The 17472-nt window shown below is 63.7% G+C and carries 15 protein-coding genes and 1 pseudogene; 4 read left to right on the top strand and 12 right to left on the bottom strand.

What is annotated here, in order from left to right; translation table 11 throughout:
* Window positions 1–5: 5 nt before the first annotated feature.
* The 7 genes from AC3FNH_RS14180 to AC3FNH_RS14150 form a co-directional block, all read right to left on the bottom strand.
* On the bottom strand, window positions 6–1469 hold the full coding sequence (locus AC3FNH_RS14180; protein WP_488720480.1) for an efflux transporter outer membrane subunit: 1464 nt from the start codon (window positions 1467–1469) through the stop codon (window positions 6–8).
* A complete protein-coding gene (locus tag AC3FNH_RS14175) occupies window positions 1466–2449 on the bottom strand; it encodes an efflux RND transporter periplasmic adaptor subunit (protein WP_276100386.1) in 984 nt (327 codons plus the stop codon). Before AC3FNH_RS14175 ends, AC3FNH_RS14180 begins: the two co-directional genes overlap by 4 nt.
* Window positions 2446–2655, bottom strand: coding sequence for a DUF1656 domain-containing protein (locus AC3FNH_RS14170; RefSeq protein WP_276100385.1), 210 nt, complete (start codon window positions 2653–2655; stop codon window positions 2446–2448). Before AC3FNH_RS14170 ends, AC3FNH_RS14175 begins: the two co-directional genes overlap by 4 nt.
* Window positions 2655–4631, bottom strand: coding sequence for an FUSC family protein (locus AC3FNH_RS14165; RefSeq protein WP_488720503.1), 1977 nt, complete (start codon window positions 4629–4631; stop codon window positions 2655–2657). Before AC3FNH_RS14165 ends, AC3FNH_RS14170 begins: the two co-directional genes overlap by 1 nt.
* A gap of 630 nt (window positions 4632–5261) precedes the next feature.
* Complete coding sequence (locus AC3FNH_RS14160; protein ID WP_276100384.1) at window positions 5262–6326, bottom strand: porin; 1065 nt, start codon at window positions 6324–6326, stop codon at window positions 5262–5264.
* A gap of 400 nt (window positions 6327–6726) precedes the next feature.
* Window positions 6727–7716 carry a Bug family tripartite tricarboxylate transporter substrate binding protein gene (locus tag AC3FNH_RS14155; RefSeq protein WP_488720479.1) on the bottom strand — a complete coding sequence of 330 codons (990 nt, stop codon included), beginning with the start codon at window positions 7714–7716 and terminating at the stop codon, window positions 6727–6729.
* A 153-nt stretch (window positions 7717–7869) separates the two neighbouring features.
* Entirely contained in the window at window positions 7870–8886 is a 1017-nt protein-coding gene (locus AC3FNH_RS14150; protein ID WP_488720502.1) for a 1-aminocyclopropane-1-carboxylate deaminase, read from the bottom strand.
* Between the two features lie 201 nt (window positions 8887–9087).
* Between AC3FNH_RS14150 and AC3FNH_RS14145 the strand changes: the two genes are divergently transcribed.
* Window positions 9088–9597: an Lrp/AsnC family transcriptional regulator gene (locus tag AC3FNH_RS14145; RefSeq protein WP_488720478.1), complete on the top strand. Its 510-nt coding sequence runs from the start codon at window positions 9088–9090 to the stop codon at window positions 9595–9597.
* 90 nt (window positions 9598–9687) lie between these two features.
* Here the strand turns inward: AC3FNH_RS14145 and AC3FNH_RS14140 are convergent, their stop codons facing one another.
* A complete protein-coding gene (locus AC3FNH_RS14140; protein ID WP_488720477.1) occupies window positions 9688–11211 on the bottom strand; it encodes an amidase in 1524 nt (507 codons plus the stop codon).
* 74 nt (window positions 11212–11285) lie between these two features.
* On the bottom strand, window positions 11286–12281 hold the full coding sequence (locus tag AC3FNH_RS14135; RefSeq protein WP_488720476.1) for a Bug family tripartite tricarboxylate transporter substrate binding protein: 996 nt from the start codon (window positions 12279–12281) through the stop codon (window positions 11286–11288).
* 168 nt (window positions 12282–12449) lie between these two features.
* On the opposite strand from AC3FNH_RS14135, the gene AC3FNH_RS14130 reads away from it, so the two are divergent.
* From AC3FNH_RS14130 to AC3FNH_RS14120, 3 genes and pseudogenes are all read left to right on the top strand, one after another.
* Window positions 12450–13373 carry a LysR family transcriptional regulator gene (locus AC3FNH_RS14130; protein ID WP_488720475.1) on the top strand — a complete coding sequence of 308 codons (924 nt, stop codon included), beginning with the start codon at window positions 12450–12452 and terminating at the stop codon, window positions 13371–13373.
* A gap of 170 nt (window positions 13374–13543) precedes the next feature.
* Complete coding sequence (locus AC3FNH_RS14125) at window positions 13544–14785, top strand: NAD(P)/FAD-dependent oxidoreductase (RefSeq protein ID WP_488720474.1); 1242 nt, start codon at window positions 13544–13546, stop codon at window positions 14783–14785.
* Between the two features lie 596 nt (window positions 14786–15381).
* A pseudogene (locus AC3FNH_RS14120) lies at window positions 15382–15581 on the top strand (hypothetical protein); the annotation flags it as partial.
* Here the strand turns inward: AC3FNH_RS14120 and AC3FNH_RS14115 are convergent.
* The 3 genes from AC3FNH_RS14115 to AC3FNH_RS14105 form a co-directional block, all read right to left on the bottom strand.
* Window positions 15529–16188 carry a hypothetical protein gene (locus AC3FNH_RS14115; RefSeq protein WP_488720473.1) on the bottom strand — a complete coding sequence of 220 codons (660 nt, stop codon included), beginning with the start codon at window positions 16186–16188 and terminating at the stop codon, window positions 15529–15531. The pseudogene AC3FNH_RS14120 and the gene AC3FNH_RS14115 overlap by 53 nt on opposite strands.
* Before the next feature lie 755 nt (window positions 16189–16943).
* Entirely contained in the window at window positions 16944–17273 is a 330-nt protein-coding gene (locus tag AC3FNH_RS14110) for a hypothetical protein (protein WP_488720472.1), read from the bottom strand.
* Window positions 17274–17277: 4 nt separating this feature from the next.
* Window positions 17278–17412: a hypothetical protein gene (locus AC3FNH_RS14105; RefSeq protein ID WP_488720471.1), complete on the bottom strand. Its 135-nt coding sequence runs from the start codon at window positions 17410–17412 to the stop codon at window positions 17278–17280.
* Between the last annotated feature and the right edge of the window lie 60 nt (window positions 17413–17472).

The raw sequence follows: 17472 nt of genomic DNA, 5'->3' as shown, positions 1-17472 counted from the left end.
AGGCGTCAATGCGTTTGCTCGCCGACTGCATGGCTGGCAATGGCGGGCGCATCCTGCCACCCGCCCCCGAGCGCCAGGAACAGGTTGATCTGGTCCATCGCTACCTGCGCATCCGATGCGGCCAGCGCGGCATCGGCATTGGCCAGGGTACGATCCGCATCCAGGCTTTGCAGGTACGGCGAACGCCCCGCCTGCCACAACTGCCGGTTCTGCCGGGCGGCCTCGTTGGCCTTGTCACGCGCCGCATGCAGCGATTGATTGCGCTCGAGCTCATGCGTGTAGGCCGACAGCGCGCTCTGCGTTTCGCGCAGCGCCTTCAGCACCACCCCATCGAAGTGCGCGAGCGCGCCTTCGGCGCCAGCCTCCATGCCATGGATACGCGCACGCGTGCCGCTGGTCGGGATGGTCCACGATATCAGCGGCCCCCAACCCCAGTGGGCGGTGGGCGCCTGCCCGAGGTGGTCGAGGATACCGGTGAAGCCTGCCGAAGCGCCGATACGTATCTGCGGGTACAGGTCGGCCGTAGCCACGCCGATCTTCGCCGTCGCCGTGGCCAGCTCTCGTTCAGCCTGGCGGACATCGGGCCGGCGCTTGAGCAATGCGGCGCCATCGCCAACCGGCAATGGCTGGCGCAAGGCCGGCACGCGCTCGCACGCCACGCTGCTGAGATCAAGCGCCCCAGGCGGCTTGCCGAGCATCACGGCAAGCCGGTATGCGGCGGCTTCCCGCTCGGCGCGATATCGCGGTAGTGCCGAGCGCAGCGTATCGGCCTGTGCCTGCGCACGAAGCAAATCCGTTGGCTGGCCGCGGCCTGCATCCACGAGTTTCTGCGCCAGATGGACGCCGCGCTCCTGCAGCTCAAGCTGGTGTTCCGCGACGTGCAATTCATGCGTGGCCGTGCAACCCTGCACATAAGCGCGGACCGTTTCCGCCACGACGCCCACGCGGGCCTGGTCCAACGCCGCGTGGCTGGCCTGTGCGGCAGCGAGTGCAGCTTCGTCGGCTCGCGCAAGCTTGCCCCAGAAATCGAGCAGGTACGAAACCTCGAACCCGATGTCGCCGAAGTTCATCGCGGGGATCTTCTCTTCATGGAGCAGCGGCTCGCCGGCGATCTGCCCGCGCTGCACGCCGGCCTTGAACCTGGCTTCCGGCAGGTTTTCCGCTTCGACCTCGTGATAGACGGCGATGGCGCGCTTCAGGTTGGCCGCAGCCACGCGCAGGTCGGTGTTGGCGACCAGCGCCTGTTTCACCATCGCGTCAATCTGCGGATCGTCGTACAGACGCCACCAGTTGCCCGGAACCGCACCGATCGAGACCGCGGCATTGTCCGCGCCGGCGAAGAGGCCGCTGGCAGCCGGAGAATTCACGGCTGCGTCGTCGGGCACCTTGTGATCGGGGCCGACGGTCATGCAGGCAGCCAGCGCCAGCGGCAACATCGCCACCAGCGTGGCGCGGGAAATGCGCTTCACTGCACGGCTCCGGTGATCGACATCGACGTCTCCTTGCCGGCCCGCGCGACCTGATCACGCGGGACATCCTTGCCAGCCCCCGCGGCCGCGCCAGGCCGGCCGTCCGCGTTCTCGATCTCCCCCTTCACCGACACCGTGGCGGTACGACCTGCCACCAGCCGCACGGCCTCGGGCATCTCATCGAACTGGATCCGCACCGGGATGCGCTGGGCCAGGCGGACCCAGTTGAACGTCGGGTTCACATTTGGCAGCAGGTTCGAACCATTGCTGCGGTCCCGGTCTTCAATGCCGGCCGCGATGCTCTGCACATGGCCGTGCAGCACGCGCTGCTCGCCCATGATCCGGATATCGACCGGGCTCCCGATATGGATGCCTTGCAACTTGGTTTCCTCGAAATAGCCTTCCACGTGGAAGGACTTCGAATCGACCATCGACAGCACCGGCTTGCCGGTCACGACATAGTCGCCCAGCCGCGGCAGCCGGTCATTGACGTAGCCTTCGACCGGGCTCACCACACGCGTGCGTGCCAGGTTCAGCCTTGCCACGTCGACGGCGGCTTCGGCCTGCGCAAGCTGGGCTTCGCCCTGCTGCACCTTGGCGAGGCCTTCTTCGACGATCTCCTTCGATACCACTTCAGAGAGCGCCTGGCTGCGCGAGGCCTCGCGCCGCGCCTGTGCAAGATTTGCACGTACCGCCGCCGCGGTCGCCTCCGCCTGGCGCAGCGCCAGCGCATAGCGTTCGCGATCGATCTCGAACAGGACATCGCCCGCCTTCACATGCTCGTTGTCCTTGACCGCGATGCGGGTGACGAGTCCCGAAACATCCGGTGCCACCTGCACCACGTCGGCACGGATATGCCCATCGCGGGTCCATGGCGCCACCGTGTAATAGTCCCAAAGGTGCTTGACGACGACAGCGCCCACGGCTGTGACGGCCAGTGTCAGCAGGACCGGCCCAAGAGAAGAAAGTTTGAATTTCATGACTGCAGCCAAGGCACGATGCCAACCACCCCACCGAGGACGATTGCGTAAAGCGCCAGATTGAAGAGGGAACGATGCCAGACGTGCCGGTAGAAGCCCACCCGCACCAGTACGGCACGCGCGGCGCTCGTGAGGAGGAAGGCGGCGAGCATCCAGACCAGCAGGCTGGGAATGAATACGCCATAGATGCTGATTTCACCGGGCATCAAGCTTCTCCGGAAATGGATTCCGGCAGCGCCGGAGGAAACAGGGCCACCTGCATTTCGACAAGCGCGGCCAGCGCGATGCGCGAGTGAACCTTCTGCTGCGCATTGGCCAGGCGCTTGCGCAACGCCAGCGGTGGTGCGTCGAGCTTGCCGTCAAGGCGTGCCTTGTAGTAGGTGGAGATGCTGCGCAGTACACGTCTGACCGCATGCTGCTCCTCTGGCTGCATGTCTGCCATCTCCCGCTGCAGGGCCAGCGTAGTCAGTTCCACACGCACTTCGCTGAAGCCGTCGTCCGAAACCTCGCTTTCAGTTGCCGCCAGCCGCGGCACCAGCTGCGCCAGGCGGTCCAGCATGCGGGCGCGCAAACGGGCATGGGATTCGGCCCGCGTGCCCATTGCGTTCTCGGCGATATCGCCCCAGCCGGCACGCACGAGGCGCCGCGTGGCAGCGCGCGTACCGAACGGGCGCACGACAAGCGTCCAGGCCAGCGCAAACGCGATGCCCGCGATGCCGGCCACGTTGCTGTTGAAGAACGACTGGAAGTTGGCACTGTAGGCGCCCTGGATGCCGATGTCGTTGGCTGTGACCACGGCCAGCGGCATGCCGATCATGGCCAGGCGCGGCTGGGCAACCAGGAGCCCGATAATCAGGTATGGCACCGCGAACATCAGCACCAGCATCTCGAAGTCATGCGCGGTCGGCAACGCCGCGAACAGCATCACAAGCGAGATCAACAGGCAGACCACGTTCCAGTGGAAGAACGACCGGATCATGGGCGCGGGCTCGTCGAGCGCTGCGAAGAAGCAGCACGAGATCGCGCCAAGCGCCACCGCGCCGGCCCCATCGGCCCAGCCCATCTGGATCCACAACATGCCCATCGCGAAGATCGCAAGCGCCACTGTGACGGTCGAGAACAGCAGCATGCCGTGGTCATAATGGCGTGCACGGCCTACGTCCCAGCGCACGAACCTGGGCGCCCATTTGCCGGCGATGTGCTTCTCGCCCAGGCGACAGCACAGCGTCATGCAGTCTTCCCAGAGCGCAGCCAACTGGTGCAGCCGGTCTTCTGCGGCTGCGGCGAGCGCAGCATCACGGCCCGGATCCGGCAGCACCGGACTGTGAGCGAGGGGCGATGCCTCTGCCCTGCCACGTTCGATCCAGTCCTTCAGCGCGCGCATCCGCAAGGCTAGCGGCGCCGGAACGCCGCCGGCACCCCGCATCGCTTCGATGATCGACGCAAGCGACGACAGCACCGGCAGCAGCATCGTCATCCGCCCGCGCAGTTCACGAGCGGCACGCACGTGCGCGGCGCTCTCGGCGTCATAGCTCAGCTGGCTGATCAACTGGTCCAACGCCAGGATGTCCGCGGCCAGGCGATGCCGGCTGTGATGACGGGTCACCTGCGCGCCGGGGCCTGGCGACAGCATGTCGCTGGCCCACAGCGCAGCATCGGCCATCCACTGCCGCGATTTGTTGCGCAACACGCCGGCCACGCTGGCCGGCATGATCACGGCACCCACTACGCTGGCGCAGAGAATTCCGAGACAGATTTCTTCGGAACGGGCCACGGCCAGGTCGAAGATGCCAACGGGATTGTCGACGGAAGGCAACGCCACCAGCGGCAGGGTATAGGCTGCCAGCATGAACAAATAGCTGCGCGGCGTACGGTGCAGCAAGGCCACATAGAGCAGGCAAGCCACCCAGATGGCCACGGCCGCAATCAGCAGCGGCGGGGAACTGACCAGCGGCGGCACCATCGCCACGCCAGCCGCCGCGCCCAGCAGCGTGCCGAGCACGCGGTACAGCGCCTTCGAGCGCGTCGCACCGGTGAGCGGATGCGCCACGATGTAAACGGAGCCCATCGCCCAGTACGGACGCGGCAAACCAAGGTACATCGCAATCCACAACGCCAGCATCGCGGCAATGAAGGCCTTGAAGGAAAAAATCCAGTCTCGTGAGGATGGCCAGCTGCCCATGTTCATCACAACGCCCTACTCCCTGGTAATAAGGGTGCCTTCAACGCCCATATAGCTTGATTGATCACCCAACCTTCGCGTGGGCCGCGGCAATGGCTCGCGCGCACGCAAGCTCTGCGGCGAAACGGAAGCGTCAGCAACAGGAGCGCGTTGCATCGGCGGCAGCGCAGTGTGGCGATGGCATGCAGGGGGTGCTGCACTTTGATGCCTAGGACAGGGCAAACGCCAAGGTGGAAGCTGCTTGGCGAGTGGAGGGGGTGGAACAAGGTTCAGGACACTGGGAAAGATGGCGGAGTCTATCTGAGACTGAGCATGAGAAAAACTTCTCCAGGACGACAAACTGTTCCGCCTGACAGACAATGGCCGGCATCGCAAGCTGGAGACTGTGCCAAGTTCTCTTGTCCGGATTGGCGTCTCGTTCTTGGCAGGCGCCGCCCCCGCCGGCTACGCCGGCGAAACAGCAGCGCCTGCCAAGCACGACAACCCCATCATTGCCCGTTCCCCGTATTCCGGCGAAGAACCAGAAAAAAGGCCAGCATAGCTGCCGGCCAACGTCCTTGAACCCAGTGACAAGCCAAGGTCGATATGAATCTCTTTCGTGCACGCGCTGATGCGCGTGCTCAAGCTATATCAGAACCGGTGGCGAACGCCAATCATCGCGCCGGTCTGGTTCTGTCCTGGCAGCGTATTCGCGGTACCGGTTACGCCGTAGGTTGCATTGCCTTTGTTGCTCACATAGCCGAGCAGCAGGTACGCGTCGGTGCGCTTGGAGAAGGCATAGTCCGCGTTCAGCACGAACATCCACGAATCCTTGCTGTCAGTGCGGGCGTCCGTATAGTAGGCCGCGCCGGTCAGCGTGAAGGCCGGCGTGAACCTGTAGTTCGCGCCAAGCCAGTACAGGTTATCGTGACGCGCCGTACCCGTGGTGACCTCGTCGCGCATCCAGCGGTAGCCAGCGAATACCTTGGCATCGCCGAAGGCATACGAACTGCCGATCGCGGCGCGCTTGGCGGTCAGGTCCGCTGAAGCCAGGGTGCTGCCCTGGAACTGGTCATAGGCAACGCCCACCGAGAACGGGCCGTTCGCGTAGGCCAGACCGCCGCCAAAGTTGGTACCGACCTTGAAGTGGCCTGGCACTTCACCTCCCAGGCCAGTGTTCACGTCACGGCCGAAGCTGTAGAAGCCAGTTGCCGTCAGGCCACCGAACTTGCCCGTGTACTTGATGGCATTATCGGCGCGGCCGTTGAACTGATTGTCCACAGAGTTCAGCGAATAGATCGGGCCGACTGCCATCGGATCATAGGCCCCGAACAGGTCGTACAGCGAGTTCTGCTGACGGCCCAGGGTCACGGCGCCGAAATCGCCCTGCAGGCCAACATAGGCCTGGCGACCAAACAGCCGGCCACCCTGGGCGGACTTGCCGGTGTCGATATCAAAACCGCTTTCCAGTACGAAGATGCCCTTCAGGTTGTTGCCGAGGTCCTCCACGCCGCGCAGACCCCAACGCGAGCCGGACAGGCCGCCCGATGTCACACCAGTGACTGAGCCACTGCCGTTGGCGCCACCATTGACATGATTTTGGAAACTGATGCCGGCATCGGCGATGCCATAGAGCGTCACGTTGGACGACTGGGCAAAGGCGGCGCCCGACGTGGCGCAGGCAGCGAATGTCACTGCGAGGAGAGCATTTTTCATTGTTGAATCGGAAGACTGTTTGAACGAGTTGGTTCCCTGCCGTCAGTCCACATTAAGGCCGGCCGCCGAACCAAGCGGCCCTTCCTGACGCGTCGGGGATATTAGGGCGCTCATATGACAGCTTGCGTAAGCAATGACTTGATTCATGGAAACATTGTTCGCCACGGCGAACAATGGACTGGCGGAAAGAAATGGACCCGGTCGATGAGATGGCCACATACCTACCATCGCGCTCTGCGAGCTTGTAAGGGGTCGCGCATGGGCTGACTACCGGCGCTCCAGGCTCGGCAAAACCGCAATGGCTCGTGAATGAATTCCCTCTGCGCCAGTGGCAGAGGGTTGCCAACTTAGCTGCCAGACCGCCGGACGAATCGGAAACCGGCCATCGGCAACCTTCACTTCAGTTGGATTGGATACCGGCGCGCTGCGCAATCGCCCGCATGCGCGGCAGCTCCGCGTCGATCATGGCGCTGACCCGCTCGGGTGTTGCATAGGCCGGCTCGAGCCCGTTGGCGAGCAGTTTCTTCTGGATCTCCGGATCCCTGGCGACCTCGGCAATTGCCTTGTCCAGGCGGGCGCGCACCTCCGCCGGCAGCCCTCGTGGCGCCGCGAGGGCTACCCAGGCATCGGCATCGAAGCCGGGAAAGCCGGACTCCGCGACGGTTGGCACATCGGGCAACGCGGTTGCGCGCGTGGCGCCAGTCACGGCAATCGGCTTGATCTTGCCGCTGCGGATATGCGGCAGCGAAGCGGCAACGGTGTCCACAGAAAACGGGATCTGGCCGCCGATCAGGTCAGCAACGGCTGGCGCGCTCCCCTTGTAAGGGATGTGCTGCAGCTTCATGCCAGTGGCTTCGAGCAGCATCTCGCCAGCGAAATGCCCCGTGGTGCCGGTGCCGAATGAACCATAGGCGTACTTGTCCGGCGCGGCCTTGGTCAGCGACACCATGTCCTTCAGGCTGTTTGCCGGCACGTTGCGATTGGCCAGTACGACCAACGGCACGCGCGCCACCAGGCCGACCGGCTCGAAGCTCTTGACCGGGTCATAGGGCAAGCTAGCGTTGATGGCGGGATTGACCGTGAACGTCGAGCCCGAGCTGATGAACAGCGTGTAGCCGTTGGGCGCGGCCTTGGCCACGTAGCTGGCGCCCACGATAGTGCCGGCGCCGGCGCGGTTCTCGATCACCACGGGCTGGCCGAGCCGGTCGCCCAGCGCCTTGCCGACCATGCGGCCGATGATGTCCACTGCGCCTCCCGCGGGAAACGGCACCACCAGCACCAGCGGTTTGGCAGGATAGCCTTCGGCCCGGGCGTGTGTGCCGGCCACGGCCAGCCCCAACAACGCGAGCGCCTGTAGTCCCCAGGCCGCAAAGCGTGGAATTCCCTTCATTTGCTGTACCTCCGATCGCTTGATGTGATCCGGGCCAACTCATGGTGCGGCCCGGGACGCTGTCCCCTCCCGGTTGAAGCCTGCCCCTTATCGCGTGTCAGGTCGGCGGCTGCGCAGAGCCGGTTGCAGGCGGCGCTGCGCGGCCGGAATCGGTCAGCCGTTGCGGAAGAGGAAGCTGTAGGCATTCAGCGCGGGGGCCCCGCCGAGGTGGGCGTACAGCACCCTGGAGCCTTCGGGGAATTCGCCGCGGCGCACGAGGTCGATCATGCCCTGCATCGATTTGCCCTCGTAGACCGGGTCGGTCATCACACCTTCGTACTTGGCACAGAGGCGGATGGCCTCCAGCGTGCCCTCGGACGGCAGGCCGTATTCAGGCCCGCCATAGCGCGTGTCGAGCACCACGTCGGCGTCCGTGATGTCGCGGCCCAGGTCGACCAGCTCGGCGGTATGGCGCGCGATGCGCAGGATCTGCGCGCGGGTCTGTTCAGGCTTGGCCGATGCGTCGATGCCGATGACGCGATCGGCACGGCCGTCGGCGGCGAAGCCCACCACCATACCGGCCTGGGTGCTGCCCGTGACGGAGCACACCACGATGTAATCGAACTTGAAGCCCAGTTCCGCCTCCTGCGCCCTCACCTCCTCGGCAAAGCCGACAAATCCAAGGCCTCCCAGAGGATGTTCGGAACAGCCCGCTGGAATCGGGTAGGGTTTCCCGCCAGCCTGGCGCACGCTTTCCATCGCGTCTTCCCAACTCTTGCGGATACCAATGTCAAAGCCGTCGCTGACCAGCCTCACGTCGGCGCCCATCATGCGCGACATCTGGATATTGCCGACGCGGTCATAGACGGCATCGGAGTAGTTGACCCAGTTTTCCTGGACCAGTACGCACTTCATACCCAGGTGGGCCGCCACCGCGGCCACCTGGCGGGTCTGGTTGGACTGGATGCCACCGATCGAAACCAGCGTGTCGCAGCCCTGCTCCAGCGCATCGGGAATCAGGTATTCCAGCTTGCGGGTCTTGTTGCCACCGAAGGCCAGGCCGCTGTTGCAGTCTTCGCGCTTGGCATACAGCTCGACCTTGCCGCCCAGATGCGCGCTCAGGCGCTTGAGGGGCTGGATGGGCGTGGGACCGAAGGTCAGCGGGTAACGGGGAAAGCGCTTGAGATTCATGCTGGCAACTCCTGGGTTGAAGGCGGGTATCCAGGCATCGAGGCTCGCGAAGAACATGGGCATGCCGGGCTCCGTGGCTTGATGCTGACGGCTTCATCCTAGGGAAAAATGCGCGAAACATGCTTGCAAAGATTGCGATTTTTGCGCACGATAAAAAGGTTAATCGAGTCGATTTGATGTCAGAATTTTTTGATTAAGGCGATGAACGAAACAACATTTCGCACCAAAACCGAGCAGCCCGGGCCCCTGATGGATGCCCTCGATCGCACCGACAAGGGGATCCTCCGTGCCTTGCAACAGGACGCGTCGATCTCCAACGTGGCGTTGGCGGCCAAGGTGAATCTGAGCCCGCCGGCGTGTCTGCGCCGCGTCGAGCGCCTGAAGGAAATGGGACTGATTCGGGGAATCGTGGCACTGCTGAACCCTGCACCGCTGGAGGCCGGGATGCTGGTGCTGATCGGCGTGGTGCTGGACCGCTCCACGCCGGAGTCCTTCGCCCAGTTCGAGCAGGCCGCGCAGAAAGTCTCGGGCTGCATGGAATGTCACGTGGTGACGGGCGAATTCGACTACTTCATGATGGTGCGCACGAAGGACAGCGAGAGCTTTAACCGGCTGCATGCCGAACAGCTGCTGTACCTGCCGGGCGTGCGCCAGATCCGCTCCTTCATGGTGCTCAAGCAGGTGCTGTCGACCACCCAGATCCCGATCTGAGCCGCAAGGTTCGGCATGCCCGTTGATGTCGCGCCGGCGGGAAAGCTGGCTCCGTGGGCAGCCGGCGCGATGACTCTTTCAGGTGCAGCGTCAAACTGCCGATACGCCACCCGCTTGTGTGGTCTCGCAGAAAGTGGGCGGGGCGGTCACGATGGAGCGAAGCGCGGGCACGGCCGGCGCGATGGCATCGAGGTCAGGAATGGGACGGCGCAATGCGGATGAGGCGGCAAACGCTGTCTCCATCGCCTGCGCCACGCCGAGCGTCTCGGCATCGCCCCGGAAGCGGCCGGTCACCTGCAGGCCGAATGGCATGCCTTGCTCGTCAACACCGCACGGCAATGAAATCGCCGGGTGCGTAGTCAGGGTGACGACATAGGTCAGTGCCAGCCAGCGGTAATAGTTCTCCTGCTTCTCGCCATTGATGGTATCCGCGTACAGGCGGGTCCACGGAAATGGAGAGACTGGCGTTGTCGGCGACAGGATCACGTCATAGTCCTGGAAGGCCTGCTGGAGGCGTTGCAGGATCCGGGTCTGCTCTGCCTGGGCCCAGGAGCTGTCGACGAGCGACAAGCGGGCGCCAATCTCGTAGTTGGCGCGGGTATTGGGCCCGAGGCTGTCGGGATCGCGCTGGTAGGCTTCATGCAGGCTGGCGACGAAGCTCTCGGCGCGCAGCACGTCAAAGCATCGGTGTATATCGCCCAGCTCGAACCTGACCTCATCGCAGGACTTGAAGAGGTGGCGCATCGCGGCGATCCTTGCCCGAAAGACGCGGCGGATGCCGTCATCAACGCTGCAGCTGCCGAAATCCTCCGTCCAGCCTACGCGCAAGTTGGACAGGTCAACGTGCGGTGGCGACAGGAAGGCGGCCGGATCGAGTTCGTAGCTCAGCGGATCAGTGACCGAAGCGCCCGCAGACGCTGCCAGTTGCAGGCAGGTATCGGCGACCGTGCGGCCCATCGGGCCGACCACCGAGATCGGGGTCCAGCCCAGCAGTTTGCGCGAGTTCGGCACGACCCCCGGCGAGGGCCGAAAACCGACCACGCCACACTTGGCCGCCGGGATGCGCAGCGATCCCCCCGTATCAGAGCCCGTGCAAACCGGCAGGAAATTGGCGGCCAGCGCAGCGGCCGAGCCGCCCGAGGAACCGCCAGCGTTCAGGTTCGGATCGAAAGGGTTGCCGGTGGCCCCCCACACCGCATTGCGCGAGTTCGCACCAGCACCCATTTCCGGGATATTGGTCTTGCCGACGACGATGGCGCCGGCCGCCCGCAGGCGCGCCACCAGGACATTGTCCTGGCTGGGCACGTTGCCCCGGTACAGCGGCGAACCATAGGTGGTGAGCAGCCCGGCGGTTGCCTCCAGGTCCTTGACGCCCAGCGGCAGCCCGTGCAGAAGGCCCAGGGGCTCGCCGCGCATGACTGCCTGCTCGGCCGCCCTCGCCTCCTTGCGCGCACGCGCGTAGCAGGTCGCGGTGACCGCGTTGATGAGCGGGTTGTAGGTCTCGATGCGGGCGATGCACGCCTCCAGCAGTTCGACCGGGGAGATATCTCTGGTGCCGATCAGCCGGCGCAGTTCGACGGCGGACGCCGAAGTCAGTTGGTCCTGCGAAGACATGGAACGATGATCTCCTTGAGTGGCCCGGCGCTAGCGCCGACGGCCCGGATTGAATGGCAGGAATTTGCGCGGGCTCAGTCGAGCTTGATATTGGCGCGCTGGGCAACCGCACGCATTTGCGGTATCTCTTTCTCGATCATGTCGCTGACCTGCCTGCCCGGCGCGTAGTGCGGCTCGATGCCGTTATCGTTCAGCTTGCGTTGCGTATCCGGGTCCGCGACGACGTCGGCGAGCGCTTTCTCCAGCCTGGCGTGGACCTCCGGCGGCAAGCCACGCGGTGCCACCAGCGCGATCCACGTGCTGGTGTCCATGCCGGGATAACCGCTCTCGGCCACGGTCGGCACATTGGGCAGCAGCGCCGAGCGCTTGGCCGTGGTGACGGCGATGGCCTTGATCTTGCCGGCCTTCACTTGTGGCAGGGCCGCGGCCACGGTATCGATGCTGAAGGGGATCTGGCCGCCAATCAGGTCCGCCATGGCAGGCGAACTGCCTTTGTAGGGCACATGCAGCAACTTGGTACCGGTCAGGCTGAGCAGTGCCTCGCCGGCAAAGTGCGCGGTGGTCCCGGCGCCGAAAGAGCCATAGGAGTACTTGCCGGGCTGGGCCCTGGCGGCGGCGACGAACTCCTTCAGGTTGTTGACGGGCACGCTGCGGTTGGCCAGCAGGATCAGGCCGGTGGATCCGATCAGGCCAATCGGCTCGAAGTTCTTTTGCGGATCGTAGGGCAGCCGCGGATAGATGGCGGGGTTGACGGTGAAGGTCGTGCCTGACGTTGCCAGCAGGGTGTGGCCGTCGGCCGCCGACTTCGCGACATAGCTCGCGCCGACGATCGTGCCGGCGCCGGGGCGGTTGTCGACCACTACAGTCTGGCCGAGTCGCTCACCGAGCTTCTGGCCGATGATGCGGCCGACCACATCGGTGGCGCCGCCCGGCGGATACGGCAGCACGAGCTGGACCGGCTTGGACGGGTAATTGCCCTGCGCGCCTGCCGGGGCGGGCGCCAGGCCAGTCCCGATGGCGAGCCCGCAGACGGTCAGCGCAGAAAGAGCGTGGTGGACAGGGGATCGCATCGTTTTGCTCCAGCAGGGTTAGGAACCGACACAGGCGACGGCGGCGCGCCGCGTGTCACTATCCTACGATCTCATCAGTCCGAACCCGTGGCAATGTTTCGAATATTTGATTGCCGATTCGGCAATCCATAGAATTGAACTTGTCCACTGCAATTCCCAGGCTCCCCTATGTCCTCCTATCGCATCCTTCAGGAAACCGCCGTCCGCTACTTCCTCGAAGTGGTGCGCACCGGCTCGGTCAAAGACGCGGCGCTGAAGCTGAATGTGGCCCCGTCAGCGGTCAGCCGGCAGATCGCCAAGCTTGAGGATGAACTGGACACCCTGCTGTTCGACCGGCGTGCGCGGGGCCTCGCTCCCAATGCCGCCGGAGAGTTGCTGGCGGCATTCGCCAAGCGCTCGCAGCAGGACATCGAGCGCGTCACAGGCGATATCCAGGCGCTGCGTGGTCTGCGCGCGGGACGGGTGCGGCTCGCCAGTGTCGAGGGCCTCGCCCACGAGTTTCTGCCGACCCTCGCGGCGAGGTTCAGGGAAGAGCACACGGGGATTCGCTTCGATCTTGACGTTTGCCCGCAGGGCGATGTCGCCCGGCGAATCCGGGACGGAGAGGCCGATATCGGCGTCACGCTGAGCGGGCTGCCCGAACGGGAGATCGAGGTGGAACTCCGCCACCCCGCGCCCGTGCTCGCCATCATGGCACCGGACCATCCGCTCGCCGGACAGCGCCAGGTCTCGCTGTCGCAAGTCATTGCCCATCCGCTCGCGCTGCCGCCCAAGGACAGCTCGCTGCGGCAGTTGCTTGACACGAGCTGCAGCCGGCAGGACCTGCACTACCAGACGGTATTCTCGAGCAACCATCTCGATGCGCTCGTGAGCTTCGTCGTGGCCGGCGGCGGCGCCATCAGCTTCTATGGGGAACTATCGGTACGAGGACGGCTGAAAGCCGGCACAATCGCCGCCGTGCCGTTGCGCGACCGGGAAATGAACGAGCGCTACATCGAGATCCAGACCCTGGCCAAGCGCAACTTGCCCCCTGCCGCGCGCGCCTTCGTCCAGCAGTTGGTGCAGACCATCACTGGCGTCGGCAGCGGCTGATTGCCGAAATTGCAATCGATCGTTCCGTTAAATGCCGCGCAAGCATATTCCCTTTGACTCGCGCGGCATGGAGAATCTGAACCTGGTCCCTATGGCCAGCATCACTGCTGGTCCGCCGTGACCCGACCTCGTTGCCGGCACCGGCACCCTTGGATGACAGCAAAGACGGCATGACAAAGGACATTGTGGTACTCGGCGCCGGCATGGTGGGCGTATGCACGGCGTTGGCACTGCGCCAGCGCGGCCATGCCGTGACGCTGGTCGATCGCCAGGCACCCGGGAGGGAAACCTCCTACGGCAACGCCGGCATCATCCAGCGAGAAGCGGTGCAGCCCTATGCCTTTCCGCGCGAGTGGCAGGCGATCCTGCGCGTGGCACTGCGCCAGGGCAACGATGTGCACTACCATCCGGGCGCGCTGGCACATCTGGCACCGACGCTGATGCGTTACTGGCGCGAGTCGGCGCCCGATCGCTATGCCCCGATCGTCACGGCCTACAGCGCACTGATCCGCCACTGCCTGAGCGAGCACGAGCGACTGATCACACTCGCCGGCGCGCAAGACCTGGTGCGCAAGTCGGGGTGGCTGCAGGCCTACCGCTCGGCACAGGCATTCGACCGGGCGGCGCACGAGGCAAGCGCCGTCGCCCGCGTGCACGACCTGGATTGGCAGGCGCTTGACCAGGCTGGCGCGGCTGCCACGGAGCCGGCCCTGCATGGACGGCTCGCCGGCGCGATCCATTGGCGCGATCCCTGGACGGTCGCCGACCCCGGGGAACTTGTTACTCGCTATGCCGCGCTGTTCGAGCGCATGGGCGGCGAATTCCGCCGCGGCGACGCCACGACGCTGAAACCGGCCGGGGCCGGCTGGACCGTGGCCACCGAAGACGGCCCGCTCAGCGCAGCACACGTGGTGATCGCACTCGGCCCATGGGCCTCGGCCCTGATCGAGACACTCGGCTATCGCTTTCCGCTATTCGTCAAGCGCGGCTACCACCGCCACTATGCGGCCGAGCCGATGCCGCGACTGCCGGTGCTCGACGTCGAGAACGGCGTCATGCTGGCACCGATGCAACGCGGCCTGCGCCTGACCACGGGCGCGGAGTTTGCCCTCCGCGACGCGCCGCCGACGCCCGTTCAGTTGGGGCGTGCCGAAAACTACGCGCGCGAACTGGTGCGGCTGGGGCCTCCAGTCGAAGCGCAGCCGTGGCTCGGCGCACGCCCCTGCGTGGCCGATATGAAGCCCGTCATAGGTCGGGCCCCGCGCCATCAAGGCCTCTGGTTCCACTTTGGGCACGGCCATCAGGGCTTCACGCTGGGACCGGTCACAGCGCGCTTGCTCGCCGAACTGATCGACGGCGAGCCGCCCTACATTGATCCCCTGCCTTACGATCCCAAGCGCTTTGCATCCTGAGATGTAACCAGGAACGTGTATCCCGTTCCCTTGGTTTGTGCGCCAAGTCCCCGCGTCTGCACGGGAATGGGGTCAGCTGATACGACGAACATGGCGAGCCGTTCAACTGGACCGCCTCAGCGGTGGTCCCGATAAATCCGGCCTCCGGGTTCTACCGCCAACTTGTTCCGCTGGCCGGCGATAGTCACCGAAGGACCCGAATTCACTCCCACTCGATTGTCAAGTCGCGGGCCAAAGCCGCATGGTTATTGGCTTTGCGCCCGTCGCACCTCCGCCATACCGTCATTGATACCGTCAAGACCCTGTTAGCATTCCGGGCGGCGCACACGGCAATACGACATGCAGGCCTGACCGGAGCAGCTTTGCTGTGTCTCAAAGTCCTCGGCATTCGCAATGAGAAGGTCGGGGATTCGATTCCTCTCTTCGGCGCCATTCAAATCAAACACTTAGCCCAGCCCGCCCGATTTGACCTTGACTTGTTGTTTCAGAGCGTCATGTAGCCCCCATGCAGCCGGCGTCGCGGGAATTTATGCGTACCGGACCAAGACGGCACATATTACCCGCGGAAGGAGGGACCCAGCATCTCAATTCCACCGGGAGCGACGCTGATCGCCGCCAAGAAGTCTGGAAGGTTGGCTCGGCTGATCGAACTCGGTCCATTCGTCGACGTGATCGTGCGCCGCTGGCAGGACTGCACAGGCAAACAGGCCACCTGGAGACAGACGGCCTGGCGTTTGCCGAGATCAAAGGGATGTCAACAGATCCGCCAGTCGACCATCCTGCGGAACACATTTGATCCTCCTGCCAAGCAACTGCCGACATTTTTCCATGTGGTTGACAGGCCCTCGATCTTTCGTAAGATCTTTCGACAATAACTCCGATGGGACGGCATCATTACACGGCAACAACAACCCGTGGGTTACGTTCTTGAACTGGCTGATCCCGTTCTCGATCCTGAACTCGTCCAAAGCAATGGATGGCACCACAAAGATGGCTTTCACATCGAAGTTTTCGTCGAGCCCGACGCAGACAAAGTGGGTCGGAGCCCTGTTGCCCTCCTTTTTCTTCATTGCCCAGCCCCAGTGCTGAAAGCCTTGGACGTTCGTGAGAAATTCTTGCTTCCGGCGGGAGGTCTTCACATCGATCTTAATCGCCGGAGCGTTGTCGTTGGGCTTGTACTCGAGATCGATGCCACTCTGCTTACCTTTGTGCGTGACGTCGCCGGGGCGTTCTGCATCCAGCATCTTCCTGACGAGCAGTTCACCCAAAAACCCAATAATCGTTGATAGGTTGAGGTTCTCTTTGCATACGTCGGACCGAAGCACTTGGCGCATTAGCGCGATGGTGTCGTCAATGGGGGCTGGAGGATAACTTTTCATTTTCTGCCCGGCAGGATTATGCAAAGAGATCAGCTTACCTGAGTCCGGCGAATTCAGGCGCCTGCATCGCAGATGTTTCGCACCCGTCGGCGGGCACCATGGTAAATACCGGCAGATGCTCGTATCGCAACGCTTCCGAAAACGTTGGGGCTAAACCGCGGGTTATGGACCAGGAAAAGGGATCCGCATGGCTCCCTCGATTGAGGGGGCGGGTAAATGCTACCCCCCGTATCTTGCGATGATTGCATTAACTCGCGTTCCCCGCAATAGGTCGATGACCTCATCCAAGCAGGCGATACAGTATGACATTGCTATCAGCTCCCCTGTGGTATTCCGGCCGAACACCCAGCGCGTGCCGAGGCTGAGCTATTGTCGCGCCCAGTGGGCTTCAATCTCCGCAATGATTGCGCCAATCTCATCGATCAAACTCAATCCTTGACCTCCCTTCCACCTGATGATCCGCAGTGATGGATGGTTGAGATCTTTTGCAATCGACCGCCCCAGTAGCCCCAAAAACGCCGCAATTAATCAACGCAATGGCACATCATTTTCGAAATGGTCGCCAGCCTGAATTCCTCTTTTGGCACGAATCAAATCAAACAGCGGAACCCGCTGCCCTTTATGCTACGCATGGCTCGTTTCAGCCAAGCAAGTTATGGCCCGTGGCTGAGCCAAATGAGCTCTGGCCCAGTCAGCGTATGCGATCAGTGTGGCAGAGTCGGTGAGCGTCATGGTCGAGGCCTATGGCGACGAGGTCGAGCCCAACCTGCGAAATGCTGTCAAGCGCCGCTTCTTGAGCGGAAGAGACGACCTTTCAAAACCGGCTGGCTGGACACCTTCAGCCGCTCACGCTGCTGCTCCCACAAAGCCGGCGGATCCACCGCCAAGTCGTACCACGTGATGTGGTTCGGCAGCGTATCGTCCAGGATACCGGCGACGATGTCCGGCGCGAGCGTAGTCAGGTTGACCATGCAGCTGACGTAGCTGTTATCGACGCCTTCGCGCTCGGCGATTTCCTTGAGACCTCGCCCGATACCAGCATGGCCAACCAGCGGTGGTCCGGGGCCAGCGCCAATTGCAGTGGTGTCACCGTCGTATTCCAGGGCCACGCCTTCACGGTTTCGGCAGCGTGACCAGCTTGCGGCCGCACCGCCGTTTGATCCGAATCGGCACGGACAGGGTCAGGCGCGCATCGCTGGTTTTGGCGATGTTCGGCTGGCCGGTCTGCTGGATGCGCGTCTCGCTCATGCCAGGCCCTCCTATGCTTGATCATCGGTCGCCGGGTGCAGCTAACGCCGCGCATTCCTG

The organism is Cupriavidus sp. 22TCCZM01-5 (assembly GCF_057798915.1).
Note: the sequence above shows the minus strand (reverse complement) of the source record. Positions and strands in the feature narration are given on the sequence as shown.